Here is a 22,810-nt window from a genome sequence, read left to right on the forward strand (position 1 = left end):
GGTCAATGTCGTTCTACGCGGGGAGAAGACATGCGGACCGTTCGGGTCGTGCCCGGGCTGACCGTCGACGAGGAGCTCTTCGACGCCACCGTCGACGGGCTCGCGCGGTTCACGCCGGACGAGTCCCTGACCTGGGCCGAGTTCACGTCCGAGGACCGGTGGCTGCTCGTTCCCGACTCCGACGGTGTGGGCTACAAGGCGGAGGCGGTGCTGCGCCGGGAGGAGGGCCGCACCGTCAAGGTCAACCTGTGGATGGCCCCCGACCTGCGCGACGGCGAGAAGTCGCGGCCCCACAACCACCCGTGGGAGTTCACCGCGCACATTCTCGCGGGCGGCTACACCGAGCAGCGCTACGAGGTGGTCGACGGCCAGGTCGTCACCGAGACCCAGGTGCATATGGCGGGCGACACGAACGAGGTGCCGCTCAGCACCTTTCACGAGGTCACGGACATCCAGGCACCCGGCAGGACGCTGACGTTGATGGTGTGCGGCGCCGGCCGCGAGGGCGACTGGGGCTACCTGAACCCGACCACCGGCGAACTGGAGCCCAACCGGCCCGACCCCGGCTTCCGGGACCGTCTGATCGCCCTCAACCCGCGGATGCGCTGACCGCTGTCGCCCATCACCGGCTGATCACCCGAGCAGGGCGAGCAGCCGGTCCGCGGGCAGCGGGTGCCGCGTGTGACCCCCCGGGCCCGTGATGCGGGTGGCGGACAGCAGGGAGTTGAGGACAGCCTCCTCCACCGCGTCGAGAACGGCGACGAAGAGGGGGTCGAGGCCGTCGTCGGACACGACGGCCGGGCCCGCGGGAGTCCCCAGGGGCCGGGTTCCGAGGGCCAACCCGTAATCACCGCTGCCATGGCCGTAGCCGGCGCCGACCCGGGCCAGCGCGTAGACGGCGCGCCGGGCCAGACGCGTCAGCTGCCGGGCGTCCAGGGGTGCGTCGGTCGCCACCACGATCATGCAGGAACCCGTGTCGGGAACGGGGTCGGGGACCGGCAGTCCGACGTCGGCGGGGGTGACCGTGCGGCCCAGGACGCGGAGCGTGCCGCCGAAGTTGGCCTGCACCAGAACTCCGAGAGTGACGTCCTGACCCGCCAGGCGGAGGCGGCGGGAGGAAGTGCCGATGCCGGCCTTGAAGCCCAGCGCCGTCAGTCCGGTGCCGCCGCCGACACAGCCCTCGGCCACCGGCCCGCCGCGTGCCGTCTCCAGTGCGGCGCGCACGTGCTCCTCGCGCACCGGACGCGAGCGGATGTCGGACAGCAGCCCGTCGTTGCACTCCCCCACCACCGGGTTCAGGCTCCGCGCGCCGGCCGCCTCGGGACGGCCGAGCATCCAGCCGACCAGGGCGTCGGCGGCACGGAAGGCGGACAGGGTGGAGGTGAGCAGGACGGGGGTCTCCAGGGCGCCGAGCTCGCTGATCTGCGTACCGCCGAGGAGTTTGCCGTAGCCGTTGCCCGCGAAGACCCCGGCGGGCAGCGGGCTCGCGGGGCCCACGCCCTCGGGCACGATCACGGTGACACCGCTGTGCACGCGGGGCGGCTCGATCAGGGTGGTGTGCCCCACCCGGATGCCGGACACGTCCGTGACCGCGTTCAACGGCCCGGTGGGCAGGTCACCGACGCCCAGTCCGAGGTCACGGGCCCGGGGTGGGATGCCGGGCGGGGGCGAGGAGAGGGAGGGACCGGAGGGGCGCATGATCGGCACAGTAGCCAAAGCGGTGGCAGGTGCCGGAATGCCGGTCAGGGTCCCCTACGGCTGCGGGGTCATGCGACGGCAGGTGGCGGGCCCGGCACGCGCAGCCGCGACTCGTCGCGGGCGCGCTGACCTGCGGCTCGTGGTCTGCTCACACACGGCGCCGGATCACGTCCATGGAAGAAGACCGGCGGTGCTTGGACGGATGTACGGCGTGGCGCAGTGCCTCCGGTCGGGCGGAGCCGTCGGCTCTACCCGCCTCGCATCCAGGCGCGGGTGCCGAAGGAGGCGCAGGCCCGCGAGGCGACGCCGGCCGCGGCGCGCAGGGCCTCGGCGAAGGCCGCCGGGGTCAACTGGCCCTGGCGTGCGAGGTGGTGGGTGAGGGCGCCGTGGAGGACGTCCCCCGCGCCGAGGGTGTCCTGGACGGGGACGGGCGGGATGTCCACGGTGCCGCCCTCGCCGTCGGGACCCAACCACACGAGGGGCGCCGCCCCTTGGGAGACCGCAGCCCAGCCGACTCCGCGGTCGCGCAGGAAGCGCAGGGTCTGCGTCGGGGTGGTCGTGCCGGGCGGGTGGAAGTCGGCCGAGCAGACGGCGACGTCGATCGACGGCAGCAGGCTCTCCGTACCGTCCTTCCAACTGCCCCCGTCGAGTACGGTCGGGCGGCCGAGGGCACGGGCGATGTGGGCGGCGTGCAGGGCGAGTTGCATGTGGTGGCCGTCGAACTCGACGATGTCGCAGGACGCCACCAGCGCGTCGAGGTCGCCGGGCGGGGTGAGGCGGTGGCCCGTCGCGTTGGTGGAGGCGACGGCGCGTTGTCCGGTGGACGCCGTGACCATGATGGAGGAGACCGCCGGGGGTTCGGTCGAGTCGGGTGTCAGGTCCGACACGGTGACGCCGCACGCGTGCAGGTCCTCGACGGCGGCGAGACCCAGCGGATGGGAGCCGACCGCGGTCAACAGCCGGGCCGCGCCGCCCAGATGACGGAAGGCGACGGCCGCGTTCGCCGCCGGGCCGCCCGCGGCGACGACTTGTCGACAAGCCGTCAGTTTTTCGTCGGCGGCGGGCACGTGGTCCACGAGCTGGACGACGTCGAGGGTGCACAGACCCACGAACAGGCCTTCAGGGCGTCGGTTCGCCAGCGGTTCGCTCACGCTCGCCTCCTGCCACCGGTGCGGGTGATCAGTGTACGAACTGGCGGCGCCGACCTGTCCCGCCTCACCAGCCGGCCTGGCAGGGGTCAGTCCGGCGGGTCGATCAGCCGCGCCGCCAGACCGGCCCCGACCAGGCCTGTGGCGATGAGCAGCCCCTGGGCCAGGACCACCCCGCCGACGAGGACGGCGGTGGCGGCGACCAGCGCCCACCAGGTCCCTAAACGACGGTACTCGCGGGGTCGGCGGAGGCGTCCGACGCTCATCGCCCTGGCCAGGCGTGGATCGTCGCACGCGCACCGCGCTTCCCGTACGACCGGACGCTCGTCCTCGGATCGGGGCATGACTCCTCCTTCGCGCCATGCACCGCCGGTCCGCGACGAGCGGGGCAGCGTCTGCCGTGAACGGGGTCGGGTCCGGCGCGGACAGGTGTGCGACGCGGTCCAGGCAGCCACGACGCTCGGCGCGGCTGGGCGAGCGGCCGGCCGGCCGGTGACACGGTACAAGCGGTGAGAGCGCAGAGCGCGGTCAACGGGGCGTACCGGCTCGCGCCGGCCGGCCCTCTATGCATTTTCCCTGGTCGTCGACCCGTGCAAACAAGCGTCGGGCACCGGTGGCCTGGCCGCGGTCGGAGCACCTATGAACGTCAGTGCCCGGGCCAGGAGTTCCGCGCGGCCCGCGACGACAGGGCCCAGGACGGCGAGTACCAGGACGTACCCGGCGACGAACGGTGCCAGGCGGTCGTCGAGGCCCGCGCTGGTCGCCATCGCGGCGAGGATCAGGGCGAACTCGCCGCGGGCGACCAGGGTGGTGGCGATGTCCGCGGCGCGCTCGGGGCCGTAGCGGTACAGGCGGGCCACCAGGAGGCCGGCGACGACGTTCATGGCCACGGTCAGGGCCGCCGCCGCGGCCACCGGCCCGGCGACGCTCACGACGACGGAGGGGTCGATGGCCAGTCCGAACGCGAAGAAGAAGATGGCCGCGAAGGCGTCGCGCAAGGGGTGGACGAGCCGGCGGATGCGCGCGGCGGACGGGGTTCCGGCGAGGATGAGTCCGACCATGAAGGCGCCGATGGCGTCGGCGACACCCAGCACCTCGGAGATCCCGGCGACGAGGACCGCCGCGCCGAGGAAGCTGATCACGAGCAGTTCGTTGTCGCGGGTCGCGACCAGGCGCCCCGCCAGCCGTGTTCCGTAGCGGGCCGCGGCGGCGAGCACGAGCAGGAACCCGAAGGCCTTGCCCGCCTGCCCCAGCACGTCGCCGGCGCCCTGCGCGCCGCCGATGACTGGTTGGAGGGCCGCGAGATACAGGGCGAGGAAGATGTCCTCCACCACGATGACGCCCAGGATCAGACGGGTCTCGGGGAGGCCGAGGCGGCCCAGGTCGATGAGGATCTTGGTGACGATCGCGGACGAGGAGATGCCCAGCACGCCGGCCAGCACCAGGGCCTCCCGGGCGCCCCATCCGAGGGCGAAGCCGAAGCCGAGCCCCGCGCCGACGTTCAGCAGCAGGTAGATGCCGCCGGCCGCCAGCAGGCGCCTGCCGCCGTTCTTGAGGTCGTCGAGGTGGAATTCCAGGCCCAGGTAGAACAGCAGGAGCACCAGTCCGAGCGCGGAGAGCATCTCGAAGTCGTGGGCGTCCTGGACCAGGACGATCCCCGGGGTGTGCGGGCCGAGCAGGATGCCGGCCAGCATGAACAGGGGGATGGTCGGAAGGCCGATCCGGCCGCCGAGGCGGGCGAGCAGGGCGGCGGCGAGGAAGGCGCCGCCCAGGGCGAGGAGGGTGTCAGCGTGTCCCACGGGTCACCGCCCTCCGCGGGGAGAAGGATCGGTGCTGCGTCACATGGCGGGGGTGGATACAGGTACTCCTTGTGGTGCGTCGGCGTTCTCGGGGACCGCGCCCGGGCCGGGTGTCACCACCGGCCCGATCGGCGCGATCTCCACGCTGACATGGCTCCCGCCCCCCGACCATCCGTGTCGTCACCCATTTCCGCGGGTGAGCCGACGCGCGTCAGGTCACGCGAGCGGGCCGAGGATCTCCTGGGACTCGATCAGCCCCTGGTCGCTCGGGGCCTTGCCGTCGCCGAAGACACGGGTGGCCTGGCGGGCGCGGAACTCCAGGTGTGCCTCGGCGGGTCTGGCGTAACCGTGGCGGTCGCGGGCCTGGGCCGGGGTCAGGACCTCCGCGGTGCGCGGCGGGACACCGAGCTTGACGGGGGCGATCACCGGGACCGTGGAGGGGGACAGCAGGCCCAGCAGGCGCAGTTCGAGGGTCGGGCTGAGGTGGGCGAGGGCGAAGGACGCCTTCATCACGGGCACGATGAGGAGGTCGAGGAGGCGGGACTGCCGGATGCCGGCCATCTCACGCATCCAGCGCGGCATGGTGGCGATCGTGGCGGTGCGCTGGGCCCTCGCGACGACATGGCGAGCCGGCCTCGCCCACCAGGGCACCGGCGGCAGGACGAGTTCGGTCCTCAGGAGGTGGTGCATGGCCTGGCGGGCGATCGGGCTGGCGGAGAGCTGGGGGCGCATCCGCGTGAAGTAGGCCCGGACGCCGTCGCGGGTGCGGGGGATGTCGTCCGGGGAGCAGGTCTGCAGTTCCGCGGCGACCGCGCAGGCCTCCCAGTACTCGCTCTCCTCCCGCGCGGTGAGTTTCCCGGGGCCGTACTTCTCGTAGGCGTAGAGGATCGAGTGCCAGCCGGTGAGCTGGATCCACAGCTGCGAGGCCGGGTCGTTGGCGTCGTAGGTCCCGCCGCCGTACGGGAGTTGGCCGATCGCCTTGGAGTGGACCTTGACCAGGATGTCGGCGGCCCTGCACACCTCGCGGGTGCCGGCGAAGGCCACCATGGCGAAGTAGCGCAACGTCCGGTCGTAGCGCGTGCGGGCGCGCTGGTAGATGCCCTGGGTGCGGTGGACGGCGGCCACCAGGGGCGGGTCGAGTTCCTCCACGACCACCGCGCGCTGGAAGCCCACCGTGGGTGCCGTCGGATAGCTCCAGACCTTCCACACCACCGAGCCCGGGCCGAAGAAGCCGTAGTCCTCGTGCGGTTGGACCTCGTCGCGCATGAACCTCGCCATGGAGCCGCTCCCTGTGCGTGCGCGGCGTGGGCCGCCGACCGATTAAGACACTGCTGTCGTAAATTAAGACACGGGTGTCGTAAACTGCCAAGGTGTCAGCGACCACGAATGCGTCGGACCGGCCGCGCAGGCGGCGGCCCTACGCCCCGCGTGTACCGATGGAGGAGCGCCGGGAGCAGCTGCTCGACGCGGCCCTGGCCGTGATCGTCGACGACGGCTACGACCGGGTGTCGATCGACGCCGTCGCCAAGCGGGCCGGTGTCGCCCGGTCGGTGGTCTACGGCGCTTTCACGAACCTCGACGCCCTGCTCCTCGCACTGCTCGACCGGGAGCAGGAGCGTGCCTACGCCCGGCTGTTGGAGACCGTTCCCGACGTCGGCGACCTGTGTGACCCGGCCGCGTTCGGCTCCGAGGCGGTGCGCAGGATGGCCGGCATGCTCCACGAGGACCCCGACACCTGGCGGTTGATCCTGCTGCCGCCGGGGAACATGCCGGCCGCCGTGCGCGACCGTATCGAGGCGGACCGGGAACGGTTCCGGCTGCTGGTCGAGAGGTGGATCTCGCTGCTGCTCGCCGACGGTGACACGGGACTCGACCCACGGGTCCTCGCGCACGCCCTCGTCGCCTGCGCGGAGCACTTCGGGCGGATCGCGCTCACCGACCCCGGCAGGTTCGACGTGCCCCAACTGACCGGCCAGCTCAGGCTGATCCTCGGCGCGCTGGGGCCGTCACGCTGACCGCGCGGCCCGGGCTCAGTGGGCGGCGAACTGGACCCCCGTCGGCTGCGCGACCCCCGGGCGCACGGCGATCCCCTCGACCGTCAGCTGCTCGCCGTAGATGTCGGTGATCCGGATCGCTCCCCCGCACCCGGCGCCCTGCTCGGAGAGGAAGTAGTTGTACTCGGTGCGGGCCAGCCGGGTCCAGCCGGCGCTGGTGCGAACCTCCAGGCGGGCCACCGGATTGCGGTGGCCGATGGCCTGGACACCGCACCAGTACTGACTGGAGCCGGTCTTGTAGCGGATCGCGATCTTCTCGGACGTGGCGGGGCTCAACAGGGTCCAGGTCACCGGGATCTCGCCGCGCGAGGGGGTGGCGAGCTTGGCGAACGCCTGCGGGCTGAGGTCGAGTTGGCCGGGGGCGCAGGGCAGCGGGCACTCGTTGGTAATGCGCACCGTGACGGTGGCACCGTCGGCTCCGCGCACGCGCACGTACGCCCCGCACGCCTGGGAGGTCTCGTAGTCGGTGTGGTTCATCGCCGCGGTCATGACGTCGGCGGTGGGGCCGTAGGAGCAGGCGCCGTCGCCGTTCCCGGTGTCGTAGAAGGTGGCCTTGCCCTGGTAGGTGACGCCGGGGCGGACGCGTCCGGCCGTCGGTGCCACGGTGGTGGACGTCCGTCGGGGCGTGGTGGTCGAGGGCTTGGCCTTCGGAGTGCTCGCGGACGGCGACGGGGTGGTCCTCGGGGACTTCGAGGGGGCGGCACTCTTCGAGGCCGACGCGCTGGGGGACGCCGTCGCGGGCGACTCGTCGGGCGAGGTGGACGCCGCCCGTGCCTCGACGCTCGCCGACGACGCGGTGGCCTCGCCTCCGTCGTCAGGGGCGAAGGCCACGACGAGGGAGGCGACGAGGGCGACGGCCGCGACGACGATCGCGGAGACCACCCAGGTGGTGCCCTGCCGGTCGGGACGACGGCGGTGGGAAGGGGACGACGCCACGGATGAGGTCCTTACATGGTTCGGCAGCACGCGTGCTGGGCGTACGAGGCCCGGCAAGAGGGCCTCCGCCCCCTTAGTGGCCGCCGGAACCGGGAAGGTTGCCGCCCCGCGTCGGGAGAAATGCCGCCCGCCGCCGCATGTCCGCGGAGGCGCCCCATGCCGATGGCCGTCAGCGCAGGTCGAGCCGCATCAGGATCCGCGGATGACCGGCCAGCACGGACGTGGTGTCCGCGGCGTGGACGAATCCGGCACGCTCGAAGTTCTTGCGGATGCCGGCGTACGCCATGGTCAGGTCGACCCGGGCGTCGCCGTTGTCGAGCGGGTACGCCTCGACGACCGGCGCGCCGTGCGAGCGGGCGAAGTCCACGGCGCCGGTGATCAGGGCGTGCGAGATCCCCTGCTTACGGTGTCCGGGGCGGACCCGGATGCACCACAGCGACCACACCGGCAGGTCGTCGACGTGCGGGATCTTGCGGTTGCGGGCGAACGTGGTCTCCGAACGCGGTGCCACGGCGGCCCACCCGACGGGTTCGTCACCGTCGTAGGCGAGCACGCCCGGCGGGGGCTGTGCGTGGCACAGCTCGGCGACGAAACTGCCGCGGGCCGGGCCGCGCAGCTCGTTGTTGAGCTTGGACGGGATGCGGTAGCTCAGGCACCAGCAGACGGACGCGGCGGGCGACTTCGGCCCGATCACGAGACGGACGTCCTCGAAGACCGAAGCCGGGCGAACCTCGATGGTCATGGCGTCACGATCCCTCGGAGTGCGGGTCGTCGTCCTCGTCGACGGGGCGGCCACCGAACCGCCAGTCGTGGATCTCCACACGCTCGTACAGCCCGTCGCGGGCGCAAGGTTCCTCCGCCATCAGGGCCTCCGCCGCGCCGCGGTCCGGCAGTTCGACGAGCAGGGCGGTACCCCTCCACCCGGTTCCGTCCTCGGAGAGCAACGGGCCGTAGGCGATGAGGTGGTGACGGTAGCCGTCGACGAGATACCGGTGCTGCTCCGCCAACTGCCGGTCGGACGCCCCGGTGGCGTCGGGCTTGCCGTGGGCGATCACCAGGAATCGGGGCCGGCCGGCACGCGCGCCGGTGAACTCCCACATCGTGCGGCCCAGTACGTTCCGCCAGCGACGGATCATCACCTCGCTGTAGACGCCCGCCCGGTGGTTGGGCTCGTCGAACGCGAACTCCCGCGCGGCGGCCGCGTCGGGCAGGTCGACGATGTGCATGCTGCCCGTCACGCCCTCGCCGTCGGCCGTGAGCGTAGGACCGCGGGCGATCATCACGTCGACGTAGCGGTCCATGAACGCCCAGTGATCCTCGTTGAGTTCCATGCGCAGCGGCATGGATCCCTGCCGGTCCCGGCAGTAGAAGAAGTACTCCATGACGCCCCCTGGAAGCTCTCGCGTACGCCGTGGTCGGCGGTGCCGGATCGTAGCGACCCGCGCACCGCGGACGCACGCGCATTACCGTAACGTGGTGATCATGGCCGACTGGAAGGTGCGACCGGCGACGACGGCCGACGTCGAGGCGGTCGTCGAGCTGCGTGCCGTGGTCATGCGGCCCGATCTGGAACGGCTCGGGCGCTACGACGAGCACCGGGTGCGCCAGCGGCTGCGGGACGGTTTCGAACCCGAGCAGACCTGGGTCATCGAGGTGGGCGGCGCGTTCGCCGGGTGCGTGGCGTTGCGGCCGGCCGAGGACGCGTACTGGCTGGAACACTTCTACCTGGCGCCGGATCTGCAAGGCGACGGCATCGGATCGGCTGTGCTGGGGCTGCTCCTCGAGCGGTGCGACCGCGAAGGGCTGCCGGTCCGGCTGAACGTGCTCCAGGGCGGTGCGGCGCGGCGGTTGTACGAGCGGCACGGGTTCACCGTCGAGTCCGAGGACCCGGTGGACGTGTTCATGGTGCGTGAGCCGGCCGCCTGAGGGCCGGTTGATCGGAGGGCGCGGTGCGCGAGGAACAGGACGGGCCGGAGGCGGTCGCCGCGCGGGTCACCGGGCGCGCGGTGACGGCGCGGAGGCCGCTGTCGGGGACGGTCACCGAGGTCTCGGTCGACGAAGGGCCGGTGGTGGTCAAGGACGCCGGGAGCGCGGAGGCCGCCCGTGCCGAGGCCGCGGGGTTGGAGTGGCTGGCCGGTGCGGGGGCGGTTCGGGTGCCGGCCGTGCACGGCGTGGAGGGGCGGTGGCTGGTCACCGGGTCCGTTCCGCAGGGGCGGGCCGGGGCCGAGGCCGCGCTGCGGTTCGGGCGGGCGCTGGCCGGGCTGCACGCGTCCGGCGCTCCGGCCTTCGGTGCGCCGCCGCCGGGCGGTGAGGCCGAGGCGTTCATCGGACGGGCCCCGATGCGGAACGTGCCTGGTGACGACTGGCCCCGGTGGTACGCCGAGCACCGGGTGCTGCCGTATCTGCGCGCTGCCGCGGACCGGGGGACCGTGCTGCGCGACGAGGCGGCCGTGGTGGAGCGGGTCTGCGAGCGCCTCGCCGAGCTGGCCGGCCCGGACGAGGAGCCGGCGCGGCTGCACGGGGACCTGTGGAACGGCAACGTGCTGTGGGGCGCCGACGGCCAGGTGTGGCTGATCGATCCCGCGGCACACGGCGGGCATCGGGAGACCGACCTCGCGATGCTGGCGCTCTTCGGCTGCCCGCACCTCACCGAGGTGCTGGAGGGCTACCAGGACGTCACCCCGCTCGCCCCCGGCTGGGAGCGGCGCGTCGGCCTCCACCAGCTCTTCCCGCTGCTGGTCCACGCCGTCCTCTTCGGGCGCGCCTACGCCGAGCAGGCCCTCGGCACGGCCAGGGAACTCCTGACCGGGCGCTGAGCGGTGTTCCACGGTGGCGTGCCACGCGGGTGGCGTCGGTGCCGGGTGAGGTGGTCTGGGCGTGACAGGGCGTCCGCCCGGCACCAACATGTGCAGCTTGTGCCACCGAAGTTGCTGATCACGGGGGGGTGCGGCTCGGTGATCGCGTACTCGTTCCGGTCACGGGCGACCGCCCACACTCAAGATCGTCTGTCGGTGCGCTCAGCGACGGACGCGGTAGCGGATGTGGGTGGCCTGCGGTGTGTCGATCACCCGGACGATCTCCAACTCGATCTCCGACGGCAACACGTCGAACAGCCGACGGCCGCGCCCGAGCAGCACCGGTACCTGATGGATCTGCACCTCGTCCAGCACCCCGGCCTCGAGCGCCCGCTGCGCCGTGTACGCGCCCCGCACCTGCACGTCTCTGTCTCCGGCCGCGGCCTTGGCCTGTGCCATCGCGCTCTCGATCCCGTCGGTCACGTACGTCACCAGTGGATAGCCCCAACGGGCGGCCGGGCCGGGCGGGCGGTGGCTGGGCACGAAGATCGGCAGACCACCGTGATCACCACCCCAGTGGTCCATGAGCTCGGCGGTCCGCCGTCCCGCGAGCACCGCGCCGGCCGCATTCCATTCGTCCTGGAACTGCGCGGCCGGCCCGGACGGCCGGCCGGACTCCCCGTCGGCGTCGGCCCACTTGTGCAGCCGCTCGCCGTCGACGCCGCCGAGGAAATCCTCGGTGTCGGCGATGTACCCGTCGACCGACACCGACATGTCGAGCACTGATCTGGACACTCCGACCTCCTGTGGTCTTCCTCCGACTGGTCTCACCGCATGTAGACCTGGCGTGGCGGCCATACTCATCGGTCCGACAGACACTCGTCACCACAGGCACCCGCTCGCGACCGGCCAAGGAGACGACCACCCACCGACACCAGCCCCGATGACCAGCCGTTTCGCGGGCGTGCACGAGTTCCTCCGCGCCGGGACCGACGGACCCGGGGCGCCCGAGCGGTAGGGTCCCCGAGGTGACGACGGTCCTCTCCCCCACCCGCCTGATCGTCCTGCGCGGCAACAGCGCGAGCGGCAAGAGTTCGGTGGCCGCCGGGGTGCGGGCCCGGTACGGCCGCGGTGTCGCCCTGGTCAGCCAGGACACCCTGCGCCGTGAGGTGCTGCGCGAGCGCGATATCCCCGGCGGCGCCAACATCGGCCTGATCGACCTGACGGTGCGGCACGCCCTCGAACACGGCTTCCACACCGTGCTCGAGGGCATCCTGTACGCGGCGCACTACGGCGACATGCTCGCCGGGCTCGTTGCCGACTACCGTGACCGCGCCCACTGCTTCTACCTGGACGTCCCCTTCGAGGAGACCCTTGTCCGGCACGCCACCAAAGCCATCGCGGACGTGGTGGGTCCGACCGAACTGCGGTCGTGGTACCGGCCGTTGGACGTCCTTCCCGGTCGTGTCGAGACGGTGGTCCCGGCGAGCAGCCCGCTCACGGTGACGATCGACCGAGTGATGCGCGCGTCCGGCCTCGATGCGCAGGTCGGGGGCGCTGGTTGAGGCGGCGGGTCGAGACCATCGGCGGGCGTTGAGCACCACGGGCCACACCTCGAACGGGTCCTGAAGGTCGGCGGGCCTTGTCACGCCGGGATGAAATTGTGCGGTCGATGACTCAACTACCCCAAAGACGCCGGTGATTCGTCGCGGCCCCGGTCGGCACGCTGCCATATTCGACAACCACTTCGGAGGTGGTTGTGACACAAGGGGCTGCGACATCCGGTCCGGAGCAGAGGGCCGCGGACATGCGGGGCGACACCGCCGAGCGCATCGCCGATCTCGGCCGGCGCGCGAAGGAGGCGACGGGAGGCGGCGCGAGGAGACGTGGACAGTTCGGGGCCCGCGAGCGGATCGAACGGCTCGTGGACGAGGGGTCCTTCACCGAGACCGGGCTGTTCGTACGGGCCCGGTCCACGGGCGACGACGGCCGACGCCCCTACGGCGACGGGGTGATCACCGGGTTCGGCACCGTCGACGGCCGCCAGGTGTGCGTGTTCGCCCAGGACTCCTCGGTGTTCGGCGGGAGCATGGGAGAGGCGTTCGGCGAGAAGACCGTCGCCCTGATGGATCTCGCGCTGAAGACCGGCTGTCCGGTCATCGGCCTCAACGACTCCGGCGGCGCACGCATCCAGGAGGGCGTCACCTCCCTCGCCCTCTACGCCGAGCTGGTGCGGAGGAACGTCCAGGCCTCCGGGGTCATCCCGCAGATCTCGGTGGTGCTCGGACCCTGCGCGGGCGGCGCCGCCTACTCGCCCGCGATCACCGACTTCACCGTGATGGTCGACGGCGCCTCGCACATGTTCGTCACCGGGCCCGACGTCATCGAGACGGTCACCGGCGAGCGCACCACCGCCGAGGACCTGGGCGGCGCCCGCACCAGCAACACGGTCAACGGCAACGCCCACTTCCTCGCCGCCGACGAGGAGGACGCCCTCGACACCGTGCGCGACCTGCTGTCGTATCTCCCGGCCAACAACATGGAGCGGCCGCCGCAGTACGCGCCCGGTGACGCACCCGCCGGGGAGCCGCTCGACTCGATCGTCCCGGACCGGCTCGGGCAGGCCTACGACATGCGGAAGATCCTGCGGGCGGTCGTCGACGACGGCGAACTGCTCGACGTGCAGGAGCTGTTCGCGCCGAACATCATCTGCGCCCTGGCCCGCGTCGAAGGTCAGTCGGTCGGTGTCGTGGCGAACCAGCCGCTGCACCTGGCCGGCGTCCTCGACATCGACGCCTCCGAGAAGGCGGCCCGGTTCGTCCGGTTCTGCGACGCGTTCGGCATTCCCCTGCTGACCTTCACCGACGTGCCCGGTTATCTGTCCGGGCTGCGCCAGGAGCAGGGCGGCATCATCCGGCGCGGCGCGAAACTGCTGTACGCCTACGCCGAGGCGGCCGTCCCCAAGGTGACCGTCGTGGTGCGCAAGGCGTACGGCGGCGGATATGCCGTGATGGGCTCCAAGCACCTCGGGGCCGACGTCAACCTCGCCTGGCCGACCGCCCGGATCGCCGTGATGGGCGCCGAGGGCGCGGTGGGTGTCCTGCACCGGCGTGAACTGGCCGCCGCCGAGGACCCCGAGGCGCTGCGGGCCCACCTGATCGCCACCTACGAGCGCACCCACGGCACGCCCTACCTCGCCGCCGAGCGCGGTTACGTCGACGCCGTCATCGCCCCGCGCGAGACCCGGCACCACATCTGCCGCGCCCTGCGCGCCCTGCGCAGCAAGCGCGCCCACCTGCCGCAACGGCGGCACGGCAACATCCCCCTCTGACACCCCGACCCCCGGCCTCCGCAAGGCCCTCCCGAACTCCCCCCGCAAGGCCCCGCGCAACCCCGCGCATCCGACCGGGATCGAACGCCGGCCCCCCGCAGGCCGATCCCGCGACGTGAGGAGCCACGACCGATGGACAGCCGCCGCCCCCTGATCGCGCCCGCGTGCCGGACCCTGCCGGAGTACGTGCGGCACTGGGCCGAGACCAGCCCGGACCGCCGGGCGTTCACCTTCGTCGACCATCCCGCGCCGCACTCGCGCGGTGTCCACCGCACCCTCACCTGGCGGCGTCTGGACCTGCGCGTGCGGGCCCTCGCCGCCCGGCTCGCCGAGCAGGGCGCACCGGGGGCGCGGGTCGCGCTGCTGTGTCCCCAGGGCACGGAGTACGTCACCGGGTTCCTCGCGGCGCTGTCCGCGGGGATGGTCGCCGTACCCCTGTACCCGCCGGGGCTGCCCGGACACGCGGACCGGCTCGCGGGCGTGCTCGCCGACGCCCGGCCGGCGGCCGTCATGACCACGAGCGCCGTGCGGCAGGAGGTGGCGGACTTCTGCGCGCAGGCGGCCCCCGACACGCGGATCGTCGGCGCCGACGCCGTGTCCGACGACGAGGCCGGCGGCTTCCGGCCGCCCGCCACGGACCCCGGGGCCACCGCCTACCTCCAGTACACCTCCGGTTCGACGCGCGCCCCGGCGGGCGTGGAGATCACCCACGCCAACGTGGTCGCCAACGCCCGCCAGGCGCTGAGCGCGTACGGCGCCGACGTCCACCGGGTGACCTGCGTGGGCTGGCTGCCGCTCTACCACGACATGGGGCTGGTGCTCAGCGTCGCCGCGCCCGTGGTCCGCGGGCTGCTGTCGGTGCTGATGGACCCGACGGCCTTCCTGCGCGAGCCCGTGCGCTGGCTCAGGCTGCTCGCCGCGCACCCCAGCGCCCTCAGCGCCGCGCCCAACTTCGCCTACGACTACTGCGCCGCCACGATCACCGACACCCAGAAGGCGGACCTGCGGCTCGACGGCGTCACCGCCCTGATCAACGGCAGTGAGCCGGTGCGCCCCGGCACCGCCGACCGCTTCCACGCCGCCTTCGCCGACCGGGGCCTTGCCCCCGCCACCCACTGTCCGTCGTACGGGCTCGCCGAGGCGACCGTCTTCGTCAGCGCCGCCCGGCCCGGTGAACCCCTCGCCCGGTTCGCCCTCGACCGGGACGCCCTCGCCTCCGGGAAGGCGCTGCCCGCCCGGCCCGACGACCCGCGGGCCGTCCTGCTGGCCGGGTGCGGCAGCCCGGCCGGTCAGCGCGTCCGGATCGCCGACCCCGCCACCGGCGCCGTGCTGGGCGAGGGCGAGGTGGGTGAGATCCGGGTGCAGGGGCCCAATGTCGGCCGGGGCTACTGGAATCGGCGGGAGGAGAGCGAGCGGGTCTTCGGGGCCGGGTTCGCCGACACCGAGGACGCGCCCGGCCGTTGGCTGAGCACCGGGGACCTGGGGGCGGTGCTGGACGGGCAGCTCATCGTCACCGGCCGGCTCAAGGACCTGGTCATCGTCGACGGCCGCAACCACTACCCGCAGGACATCGAGGCCACCGCCCAGGACGCGCACCCCGCCGTACGACCCGACCGGCTCGCCGCCTTCGCCGTCCCCGGAACCCCGGCGGAACGGGTCGTGGTCGTGGCCGAGCACGTGCGCGGCACGACGCTCGCCGACCTCGACGTGCCGAACGTCGTACGGGCCGTGCGCGGCGCCGTCTCCAGCCGGCACGGGCTGCGGCTGCACGAGGTCGTCGTCGTGGCGCCGGGGGCGGTCGCGCGGACCTCCAGCGGCAAGGTCTCCCGGGCGCTGACCCGGGAGCGCTATCTCCAGGGCGTCTACACGCCGTCCCCGGAGTCGCGGAAGGCCGCGGGATGAGGGGCGTCGACGCGGGCGCGCTGCGCCGGCTGATCGCCGAGCGGGTGGCCTCCTGGGACGGCGGCGCGCCCGAGGACGTGCCCATGGACCGACAGCTCACCGACCTGGGCATGTCCTCCCGGGACGCGGTCGCGCTGGCCGCCGAACTGTCCCGGGTCACGGGGTGCGAACTGCCCGCGACCCTGCTGTGGGAGGCATCGACGGGCGACGCCCTGGTGGCACGGCTGTGCGGGACGGCGCCCGGCCCGGCGCCGCTCGTCAGGGCGTCCGGCGGCCACGGCGAGCCCATCGCGGTCATCGGCGTGGGCTGCCGGCTGCCGGGCGGGGTGCACGGCCCGGACGACTACTGGCGGCTGCTGTCCAAGGGCGTCGACGCCGTCCGGCGGGTGCCGGAGGACCGGTGGCGCGACTTCACCGCCTTCCCGCCCGCCGACGCGCTCCCCTACGGCGGCTATCTCGACGACATTGCCGGGTTCGACGCGGACCTGTTCCACATCACCCCCCGCGAGGCCGCGCTGATGGACCCCCAGCAGCGGATCCTGCTGGAGGTGGTGCACGAGGCGCTCGACCACGCCGCCGTTCCGGCCGTGTCGCTGGCGGGCACCGCCACGGGTGTCTTCGTCGGGGTGTCGGCCCCGGAGTACGGCCAGCTCACCGGTGCCGACCCGGCCGCCGTCGACCCCTGGGCACCGGCCGGCGCGGCCCTGAGCATCACCGCGGGCCGGCTGGCGTACGTCCTGGACACGCGCGGCCCCAGCCTGGCCGTGGACACCGCCTGCTCCTCGTCGCTGGTCGCCGTGCACCACGCCTGCGTGAGCCTGTGGGCCGGGGAGAGCGAGACGGCGATCGCGGCGGGTGTCAACCTGCTGCTGTCGCCCGCGGTCACCGTCGCCTTCCGGCGCGCGGGTGTCCTCGCCCCGGACGGGCGGTGCAAGCCGTTCTCGGCCGCGGCCGACGGCATCGGACGCGGCGAGGGCTGCGCGGCCGTGGTCCTCAAGCGCCTGTCGCACGCCGAGCGGGACGGCGACCGGGTCCTGGCGGTGATCCGCACCACGGCCGTCAACTCCGACGGGCGCTCCAACGGGCTCATGGCTCCCAACCCGGCAGCCCAGCGCGCCCTGTTGGAGACCGCGTACGCGCGGGCCGGGCTCGCCCCGGGCCAGGTCGACTTCGTGGAGGCGCACGGCACCGGCACCCCGCTCGGCGATCCCATCGAGGCGGGCGCCCTGGCCGCCGTACTCGGACCGGGCCGCGACCCCGACCAGCCGCTGCTGCTCGGCTCGGTCAAGGGCAACCTCGGTCACCTGGAGTCGGCCGCGGGCATCGCCGGGCTGGTCAAGACGGTGCTCGCACTGCGCCACGACGTCATCCCGCCCTCCCTGCACGGCGCGGACGGCAGCGCGCTGGACGACGACCGGCTGCGGTTGGTCACCGAGCCCGAGCCGTGGCCCCGCTACGGCGGCACGGCCACCGCGGGCGTCTCCTCGTTCGGCTTCGGCGGCACCAACGCCCATGCGGTGCTGGAGGAATGGCGGCCCGCCGGTCCCCCGCCGGAGCCGCTCGACGAGCCCGCCACCCGGCTGCACCTCTTCTCCGACGCCGACGAGGAGCGGGTGCGCGACACCGCGGGACGGGTCGCCGACTGGCTGGAGACCACGGCCGCGCACCCGGCCGACGTGGCCCGCACCCTCGCCGGGCGCACCGGCCGGGGACCGGTCCGCGCCGCCGTCGTCGCCGACGAGCGCGACGAACTCCGGGACGCGTTGAGGGCGTTGGCCGCCGGCCGCCCGGACGCCCGCGTCGTCACCGGTGACCGCGACCTCGTCGGCCCCGGCACCGTGTGGATCTTCTCCGGGTACGGGGGCCAGTGGGCCGGCATGGGGCGCCGACTGCTCGCCGAGGAGCCCGCGTTCGCCGCCGCGGTGGAAAAGCTGGACCCCCAGCTCGCCGCCGAGTGCGATGGTCTGTCCCTGTACGACCACCTCGCCTCCGGCACCGGCCTGGACCGGCTGGAGAGTGCCCAACCCCTCATGTTCGGCCTACAGTTGGCGCTCGCCGAGCTGTGGCGGGCCCGCGGTGTCGAGCCTGCCGCCGTGATCGGCCACTCCATGGGCGAGGTGGCCGCCGCCGTGTGCGCGGGCGCCCTGGACGTGGCGGACGGGGCGCGCGTCATCGCCGTGCGCGCCCGGCTGCTGAACGGACTGCGCGGTGGCGCCATGGCCGTCGTGGACCTCGACGACCGTGAACTCGACCGGCTGGGAGAAGACTTCCCGGGGGTGCATGTCGCCGTGCACTCCTCACCCCGGCACAAGGTCGTCACCGGCGAGGCGGTGGCGGTGGCCCGGCTGGTGGAGCGGCTGGAGAAGGAGGGCAGGTCCGCCCGGTCCCTGCGGGTGGTCGGCGCCGGGCACTCCCCGCAGGTCGACCCGCTGCTGCCGGAGCTGGCCGAGAAGCTGGCCGGGGTGCGCGGACGCCGGCCGCGCGTGCCGGTGTACTCCACGGTCCTCGACGACCCGCGCGCCGAGAGCGCCTTCGACGCCGCCCACTGGGTCGCGAACCTGCGCAGGCCGGTGCGCCTGGACCGGGCCGTCACGGCCGCCGCGGCCGACGGGCACACCGCGTTCGTGGAGATCTCCCCCCATCCGGTCCTCACCGGGGCCGTCACCGACTGCGTGCCCGGCGCGCTCGCGCTGGCCTCGCTGCGCCGTGACGCGGACGGCTCCGCCGCGTTCGCGACCCGGCTGGCCGCGCTCTACGCGGCGGGCCAGCGCCTCCCGCTGCCGGCCGGCCAGGTCGTCGACGTACCCGGGCCGCGCTGGCGGCACGTGCGGCACTGGTGGACGGACGGCAGGGCCGGAGCGACACCTGGACCGAGCGACGCACCGGAACGGGACGACCGTCAGCCCGATGGCGGGGCGGAGCCCGCGGGCGAGTCCTCGTCGGTGCTGGCCCGGCTGTGCCACCACATCGCCACCGTCAGCGGCCACTCTCCGGCCCGTGTCGTTCCGGCCGCCGCCCTCGCCGACCTCGGCCTCGACTCGTTGATGGCCGTCCGCGTCCGTACCGCCATGGAGCGCGAGTTCGGCATCGACCTGCCCCTGCGCGACCTGCTCGGCGCCGCCACCGTGGCCGAGGCCGCCGACCGCGTGGAGCACAGGCTCCCCTCGACCGCCGGTGGTGCGCACCCGCGTCCACTGCGTGCCACCGGCTCCCACCCGCCGCTGTTCCTCGTGCACGCCGCCGGTGGACCGACCTCGGTGTACCGGCAGCTCACCGAACGGCTCCCCGCCGAGCAGCCGGTGTTCGGACTCGACCGGATCGAGCAGGCCCGTACGGTGTCCGACAAGGCCCGCCGCTATGCCGAGGCGATCACCGCCACCCACCCGAAGGGGCCCGTGCTGCTGGGCGGTTGGTCCTTCGGAGGCTTCGTCGCCCAGGAGACCGCGCGGCAACTCACCGAGGCGGGACGCGAGGTGGGCCTGCTCGTGCTCATCGACTCCGTGCGCCCACTCCCGCACCCCGGCCTCACCGAAGCCGACCGGGTCCGACGCCACTTCGAGGGCTTCGCCGCGCACGTCGCCGACACCTACGGCATCCCCCTGGAGTTGCCGTACGACGACCTGGTGGCGATGGACGACGACGAGCAGCGCATCGACGCCGTCCTCGGGGCGCTGCGCGCGGCGGCGGACGTCCCGCCCGCGGCCCTGGAGCACCAGCGCGCCTCCTACCTCGACCTGCGGATCGGCGAGGCGCACCGGCCCGGCCCCTACCACGGCCGGACCCTGCTGTACCGGGCCACCGAGCCCGCCCCCCACACCGTGCGCGATCCGGCCTACGAGCGGGACGACGAGGCGCTGGGCTGGGACGAGGTCTGCCCGGACCTGGAGGTCGTACCGGTGGCCGGGCACCATCTGGCGCTGCTCGACCCGCCATGCGTCGAGGAGATCGCCGCCCATCTCGGCCGGGCGCTCGCCGAGCGGGCCCCGTCCGCCTGAACCGGAACACGAGGAGCCGCCATGTCCCACCCCGCCACCGGAATGACCCGGCGCACCGCCGCCAGAACGGCCGCCGCGGCCGGTCTGGCCGTCCTGTTCGGTGCCGCGACCACGGGCCACGCGCGGGCGGCGACCCGGCTGGGCCCGCGCACCCTGGACCTGTCCGTGCCCTCCGCGGCGTTGGGCCGCAGCGCTCCGGTGCGGCTGATCCTCCCGTCGGGCTTCGACACCGACACCGGGCGGACCTACCCCGTGCTGTACCTGCTGCACGGCGCCCACGACGACTACACCTCCTGGACCCGGGAGACGGACATCGAGGCCTTCACCCAGGGCCGCGACCTGATCGTGGCGATGCCGGACGGGGGCCCCACGGGCATCCCCAGCGCCTGGCGCGACGGCCCCGACTACGAGACGTTCCAGGTCCAGGAGGTGCCACGGCTGCTGGCGCGGGAATACCGGGCCTCCGGCAGACGGGTCGTCGCCGGCGTCTCCACCGGCGGCTACGGGGCCATGGCCCACGCCGCCCGGCACCCGGGCGTGTTCGCCGCGGCCGCCTCCTACAGCGGGGTCCTCGACACCACCGCACCGGGCGTGCCGACCATCGTGGACGCGATCGTCGCCCGCGAGGGCCTGTCCCCCGTCTCCCTCTGGGGCCACCCGGTCCTCAACCTCCTCACCTGGCGGGACTTCAACCCGCGCGCCCGCGCCGCGGGACTGCGCGGCACCGCCCTCTACGTCTCCCAGGGCAGCGGGGTGGGCGGCGGCAGCGGAGATCCGCTGCCCGGGATCCTGGAGAGCGCCCTGTGGCCCTCGGCCCACAGCTTCACCGACACGCTCGCGCGCCTGCGCATCCCGGCGACGACCCACCTCTACACCGGCGGCGGGCACAGCTGGGCCTACTGGAAGGGCGAGCTCGCCTCCTCGTGGCCGATGCTCGCCGGTGCGCTGGGGGTGCCCGCGTAATGTCCGCGCCGTGGGGGCACGGAACGGAGCGGAGGGGACGCCCGTCCAACCCGGGCGGTCCCAGCCGTCCCGTGGGCCACAGCGCTCGCGCGACCCGCATCCGGGCGAAAGGAATGTCCCCGATGACTGCCCCCACACCGCACGAGGTGCCGGACGGTCGCGGGACCGCACCGGTGCCGCCCGAACTGGCGGAGCTGCTGCGCGCCCGGCTCAAGTCCGTGGCCGACGAGGTGGAGGAAGAGGTCCGCCGCCAGGTCCCGGAGTACGCGCGACCCGCGGACGAGACCGAACGCAAATGGCTGCGGGAGGGGGTGGTGCAGGCGCTGACCCTGTTCGTCGACCACATCGCCGACCCGTGCGACGACGGGGAGTCGATCGCGGCGACGTACTACGAGCTCGGACGCGGTACGGCCGTGGAGGGCCGCGCCCTGGACCCGTTGCAGTCCGCGCTGCGCATCGGCGGGATGCACGCCTGGCGGCTGATGGGCCGCACCGCGGAGGACCTGGGGCTGGACTCGACGGTCGTGGCCGCACTGGGCGAACTGGCGTTCCGTACGGTGCACGAGGTCGCGGAGGCGTCCGCGGCCGGGTACGCGGCAGGGCAGTTGCGCAGCACGGACGAGCTGGAACGGCGTCGAAAACGCCTGCTGAACCTGCTGCTGGGACCGGGGCCGGTGGCCTTGGAGGCCGTCAACGACCTCGCGCACCGGGCTCGTTGGCCGGTGCCGCGCCAGATCGCCGTCGTCGCCCTGGCCGCCGCCTCCCCCGACCAGTGCGACGCGCCGGCGATGGCGGGCGCGCTGTCGGACATGGAGTCCCGGCCGCCCCGCATCGTCGTGCCCGATCCCGACGGTTCCGGCCGTTGGGCCGGTCGCGGCTTCGCCCTGGCGCTGCGCGGACGTCCGGCGGCGGTGGGCCCGACGGTGCCGGTCACCGAGGGCGCCCGGTCTCTGCGCTGGGCGACCCGGGCGCTGGGGTTGATGGGCCGCGGTGTGCTGCCCCGGCACGGCGTGGTGCGCTGCTCCGACCATCTGGCGACGCTGCTGCTGCACTCCGACGAGCCGCTGCTGGACACCCTGCGCGCGCATGCCCTCGCCCCGCTCGACACGGTCCTGCCGGGGCAGCGCGCCCGGCTCGCCGAGACCCTGCTGGCCTGGCTGCTGGGCGGCAGCAACGTGCCCGATGTCGCGGCCCGGCTGCACATCCACCCCCAGACGGTCCGCTACCGCCTGCGTCAGCTGGAGAAGCTGTTCGGCGACGCCCTGCACGATCCCGAGACCCGCCTCGACCTCATCCTCGCGCTGCGGGCGGAATCACTGCCCACGCGGCCGGAGTGAGAATCCGTTCCCGGTCGGCGGGCGGACCGGCGCCCGCCATTCGGTCGACGCTCACCCCGGTACAAAAACCCGCGGCATTTCCTTTTCCCCGTCCATAACAGTCCGCCGAGCGGAGCGAATACCTTCAGGGCATCCTTTTTCGCAGGCGCGTCTCGCGCCCCACCCGCGGAGGATCCCATGCGCATCCGTTTATGCCTCGCCGCGCTCTCACTGGTCGGCGGAGCCGGGCTCACCACCCTCTCGGCACCGACGGCATCGGCCGCGGCCTGCACGGACATCGAGGTTGTCGCCGCCCGCGGCACCTTCGAACCGGGCACGCTCGGTTTCATCGTCGGCGACCCCGTGTATTCCGCCCTGCAGAAGAAAATCACCGGCCGGACGTTCTCCAGCTATGCGGTGAACTATCCTGCCGACCTTTCGCTGACGTCCGCCGCCCGGGGCAACTCGGATCTGGTGAACCACGTCAATCAGCAGGCCTCGTCCTGTCCGAATCAACGTTTCATTCTGGTCGGCTATTCGCAGGGGGCGAACGTCGTCGACAACTCCATCGGGATCAGCAGCGCCGGTGCGGTCGTCGGCAGCCCGATCGTCGCCACGCTGCCGGCCAGGGTCGAGCCGAGAGTCGCGGCGGTGCTGCTGTTCGGCAACCCGATCCGGGCCCTCGGCAAGAGCGTCACGGGCACCTACCAGAGCCGCACCATCGACTTCTGCGCGACCGGCGACCCGGTCTGTGAGAACGGTGGGAACGACGTCGGCGCCCATCTCGGCTACACCGCGAACGCGGACGCCGCGGCCACCTTCGCGGCGGGCAAGGTCTGAGTCCCGAGGCCGCAGCACACGGCAGGGGAAGGG

Annotated in this window: 20 protein-coding genes; 11 read left to right on the forward strand and 9 right to left on the reverse strand. The window is 73.4% G+C overall.

The genetic code is table 11. The features are described from left to right. The first annotated feature begins 30 nt into the window (after positions 1-30). Positions 31-609 carry a hypothetical protein gene (locus ACH41F_RS06695; RefSeq protein ID WP_391232016.1) on the forward strand — a complete coding sequence of 193 codons (579 nt, stop codon included), beginning with the start codon at positions 31-33 and terminating at the stop codon, positions 607-609. A 24-nt stretch (positions 610-633) separates the two neighbouring features. On the opposite strand, the gene ACH41F_RS06700 is transcribed toward ACH41F_RS06695, so the two are convergent. The 5 genes from ACH41F_RS06700 to ACH41F_RS06720 form a co-directional block, all read right to left on the reverse strand. Beyond that, positions 634-1,698, reverse strand: a complete 1,065-nt coding sequence (locus ACH41F_RS06700; protein ID WP_391232015.1) for a P1 family peptidase — start codon at positions 1,696-1,698, stop codon at positions 634-636. 248 nt (positions 1,699-1,946) lie between these two features. After that, entirely contained in the window at positions 1,947-2,849 is a 903-nt protein-coding gene (locus ACH41F_RS06705; protein ID WP_391232014.1) for a PfkB family carbohydrate kinase, read from the reverse strand. Positions 2,850-2,935: 86 nt separating this feature from the next. After that, positions 2,936-3,190 carry a DUF3040 domain-containing protein gene (locus tag ACH41F_RS06710; protein ID WP_391232013.1) on the reverse strand — a complete coding sequence of 85 codons (255 nt, stop codon included), beginning with the start codon at positions 3,188-3,190 and terminating at the stop codon, positions 2,936-2,938. A 219-nt stretch (positions 3,191-3,409) separates the two neighbouring features. Continuing rightward, a complete protein-coding gene (locus ACH41F_RS06715) occupies positions 3,410-4,645 on the reverse strand; it encodes a cation:proton antiporter (protein ID WP_391232012.1) in 1,236 nt (411 codons plus the stop codon). A 216-nt stretch (positions 4,646-4,861) separates the two neighbouring features. Then, complete coding sequence (locus tag ACH41F_RS06720; RefSeq protein WP_398833510.1) at positions 4,862-5,923, reverse strand: oxygenase MpaB family protein; 1,062 nt, start codon at positions 5,921-5,923, stop codon at positions 4,862-4,864. A 92-nt stretch (positions 5,924-6,015) separates the two neighbouring features. Between ACH41F_RS06720 and ACH41F_RS06725 the strand changes: the two genes are divergently transcribed. Next, entirely contained in the window at positions 6,016-6,660 is a 645-nt protein-coding gene (locus tag ACH41F_RS06725) for a TetR family transcriptional regulator (RefSeq protein WP_391232010.1), read from the forward strand. Positions 6,661-6,675: 15 nt separating this feature from the next. On the opposite strand, the gene ACH41F_RS06730 is transcribed toward ACH41F_RS06725, so the two are convergent. The 3 genes from ACH41F_RS06730 to ACH41F_RS06740 all read right to left on the reverse strand — a co-directional run bounded on the left by ACH41F_RS06730 (position 6,676) and on the right by ACH41F_RS06740 (position 9,017). Next, the gene (locus ACH41F_RS06730; protein ID WP_391232009.1) at positions 6,676-7,635 is read right to left on the reverse strand and encodes an expansin EXLX1 family cellulose-binding protein; all 960 of its coding nucleotides are present in this window, start codon (positions 7,633-7,635) and stop codon (positions 6,676-6,678) included. A gap of 169 nt (positions 7,636-7,804) precedes the next feature. Beyond that, positions 7,805-8,377, reverse strand: coding sequence for a GNAT family N-acetyltransferase (locus ACH41F_RS06735; protein WP_398833513.1), 573 nt, complete (start codon positions 8,375-8,377; stop codon positions 7,805-7,807). A 4-nt stretch (positions 8,378-8,381) separates the two neighbouring features. After that, positions 8,382-9,017: a YciI family protein gene (locus ACH41F_RS06740; protein WP_391232007.1), complete on the reverse strand. Its 636-nt coding sequence runs from the start codon at positions 9,015-9,017 to the stop codon at positions 8,382-8,384. Positions 9,018-9,117: 100 nt separating this feature from the next. On the opposite strand from ACH41F_RS06740, the gene ACH41F_RS06745 reads away from it, so the two are divergent. Beyond that, the gene (locus tag ACH41F_RS06745; protein WP_398833515.1) at positions 9,118-9,561 is read left to right on the forward strand and encodes a GNAT family N-acetyltransferase; all 444 of its coding nucleotides are present in this window, start codon (positions 9,118-9,120) and stop codon (positions 9,559-9,561) included. Positions 9,562-9,584: 23 nt separating this feature from the next. Further along, the gene (locus ACH41F_RS06750) at positions 9,585-10,451 is read left to right on the forward strand and encodes a fructosamine kinase family protein (RefSeq protein WP_391232004.1); all 867 of its coding nucleotides are present in this window, start codon (positions 9,585-9,587) and stop codon (positions 10,449-10,451) included. Positions 10,452-10,652: 201 nt separating this feature from the next. Here ACH41F_RS06750 and ACH41F_RS06755 read toward each other — a convergent pair whose 3' ends face one another. Then, positions 10,653-11,225, reverse strand: a complete 573-nt coding sequence (locus tag ACH41F_RS06755; protein ID WP_391232003.1) for a dihydrofolate reductase family protein — start codon at positions 11,223-11,225, stop codon at positions 10,653-10,655. 233 nt (positions 11,226-11,458) lie between these two features. On the opposite strand from ACH41F_RS06755, the gene ACH41F_RS06760 reads away from it, so the two are divergent. From ACH41F_RS06760 to ACH41F_RS06790, 7 genes are all read left to right on the forward strand, one after another. Beyond that, positions 11,459-11,995 carry an AAA family ATPase gene (locus ACH41F_RS06760; protein ID WP_398833518.1) on the forward strand — a complete coding sequence of 179 codons (537 nt, stop codon included), beginning with the start codon at positions 11,459-11,461 and terminating at the stop codon, positions 11,993-11,995. Positions 11,996-12,237: 242 nt separating this feature from the next. Next, positions 12,238-13,761, forward strand: coding sequence for a carboxyl transferase domain-containing protein (locus tag ACH41F_RS06765; RefSeq protein WP_391232000.1), 1,524 nt, complete (start codon positions 12,238-12,240; stop codon positions 13,759-13,761). Positions 13,762-13,893: 132 nt separating this feature from the next. Continuing rightward, on the forward strand, positions 13,894-15,663 hold the full coding sequence (locus ACH41F_RS06770; protein ID WP_398833520.1) for a fatty acyl-AMP ligase: 1,770 nt from the start codon (positions 13,894-13,896) through the stop codon (positions 15,661-15,663). Continuing rightward, the gene (locus ACH41F_RS06775) at positions 15,660-19,658 is read left to right on the forward strand and encodes a beta-ketoacyl synthase N-terminal-like domain-containing protein (protein ID WP_398833522.1); all 3,999 of its coding nucleotides are present in this window, start codon (positions 15,660-15,662) and stop codon (positions 19,656-19,658) included. Before ACH41F_RS06770 ends, ACH41F_RS06775 begins: the two co-directional genes overlap by 4 nt. A 21-nt stretch (positions 19,659-19,679) precedes the next feature. Next, on the forward strand, positions 19,680-20,621 hold the full coding sequence (locus ACH41F_RS06780; RefSeq protein ID WP_398833524.1) for an alpha/beta hydrolase: 942 nt from the start codon (positions 19,680-19,682) through the stop codon (positions 20,619-20,621). A gap of 122 nt (positions 20,622-20,743) precedes the next feature. After that, the gene (locus ACH41F_RS06785; RefSeq protein WP_391231995.1) at positions 20,744-21,958 is read left to right on the forward strand and encodes a helix-turn-helix domain-containing protein; all 1,215 of its coding nucleotides are present in this window, start codon (positions 20,744-20,746) and stop codon (positions 21,956-21,958) included. A 177-nt stretch (positions 21,959-22,135) separates the two neighbouring features. Beyond that, a complete protein-coding gene (locus ACH41F_RS06790) occupies positions 22,136-22,777 on the forward strand; it encodes a cutinase family protein (protein ID WP_391231994.1) in 642 nt (213 codons plus the stop codon). Positions 22,778-22,810: the final 33 nt, after the last annotated feature.

This window comes from Streptomyces sp. NPDC020489 (assembly GCF_044386545.1).
In the GTDB taxonomy this organism is placed as follows: domain Bacteria; phylum Actinomycetota; class Actinomycetes; order Streptomycetales; family Streptomycetaceae; genus Streptomyces.

Excerpts from the sequence above, each read along its gene's own strand:
- ACH41F_RS06765 (WP_391232000.1), top strand. The coding sequence starts at position 12,238 with ATGCGGGGCGACACCGCCGAGCGCATCGCCGATCTCGGCCGGCGCGCG.
- ACH41F_RS06740 (WP_391232007.1), bottom strand. The coding sequence starts at position 9,017 with ATGGAGTACTTCTTCTACTGCCGGGACCGGCAGGGATCCATGCCGCTG.
- ACH41F_RS06735 (WP_398833513.1), bottom strand. The coding sequence starts at position 8,377 with ATGACCATCGAGGTTCGCCCGGCTTCGGTCTTCGAGGACGTCCGTCTC.
- ACH41F_RS06695 (WP_391232016.1), top strand. The coding sequence starts at position 31 with ATGCGGACCGTTCGGGTCGTGCCCGGGCTGACCGTCGACGAGGAGCTC.
- ACH41F_RS06700 (WP_391232015.1), bottom strand. The coding sequence starts at position 1,698 with ATGCGCCCCTCCGGTCCCTCCCTCTCCTCGCCCCCGCCCGGCATCCCA.
- ACH41F_RS06720 (WP_398833510.1), bottom strand. The coding sequence starts at position 5,923 with ATGGCGAGGTTCATGCGCGACGAGGTCCAACCGCACGAGGACTACGGC.
- ACH41F_RS06780 (WP_398833524.1), top strand. The coding sequence starts at position 19,680 with ATGTCCCACCCCGCCACCGGAATGACCCGGCGCACCGCCGCCAGAACG.
- ACH41F_RS06710 (WP_391232013.1), bottom strand. The coding sequence starts at position 3,190 with ATGCCCCGATCCGAGGACGAGCGTCCGGTCGTACGGGAAGCGCGGTGC.
- ACH41F_RS06790 (WP_391231994.1), top strand. The coding sequence starts at position 22,136 with ATGCGCATCCGTTTATGCCTCGCCGCGCTCTCACTGGTCGGCGGAGCC.
- ACH41F_RS06785 (WP_391231995.1), top strand. The coding sequence starts at position 20,744 with ATGACTGCCCCCACACCGCACGAGGTGCCGGACGGTCGCGGGACCGCA.
- ACH41F_RS06770 (WP_398833520.1), top strand. The coding sequence starts at position 13,894 with ATGGACAGCCGCCGCCCCCTGATCGCGCCCGCGTGCCGGACCCTGCCG.
- ACH41F_RS06775 (WP_398833522.1), top strand. The coding sequence starts at position 15,660 with ATGAGGGGCGTCGACGCGGGCGCGCTGCGCCGGCTGATCGCCGAGCGG.
- ACH41F_RS06745 (WP_398833515.1), top strand. The coding sequence starts at position 9,118 with ATGGCCGACTGGAAGGTGCGACCGGCGACGACGGCCGACGTCGAGGCG.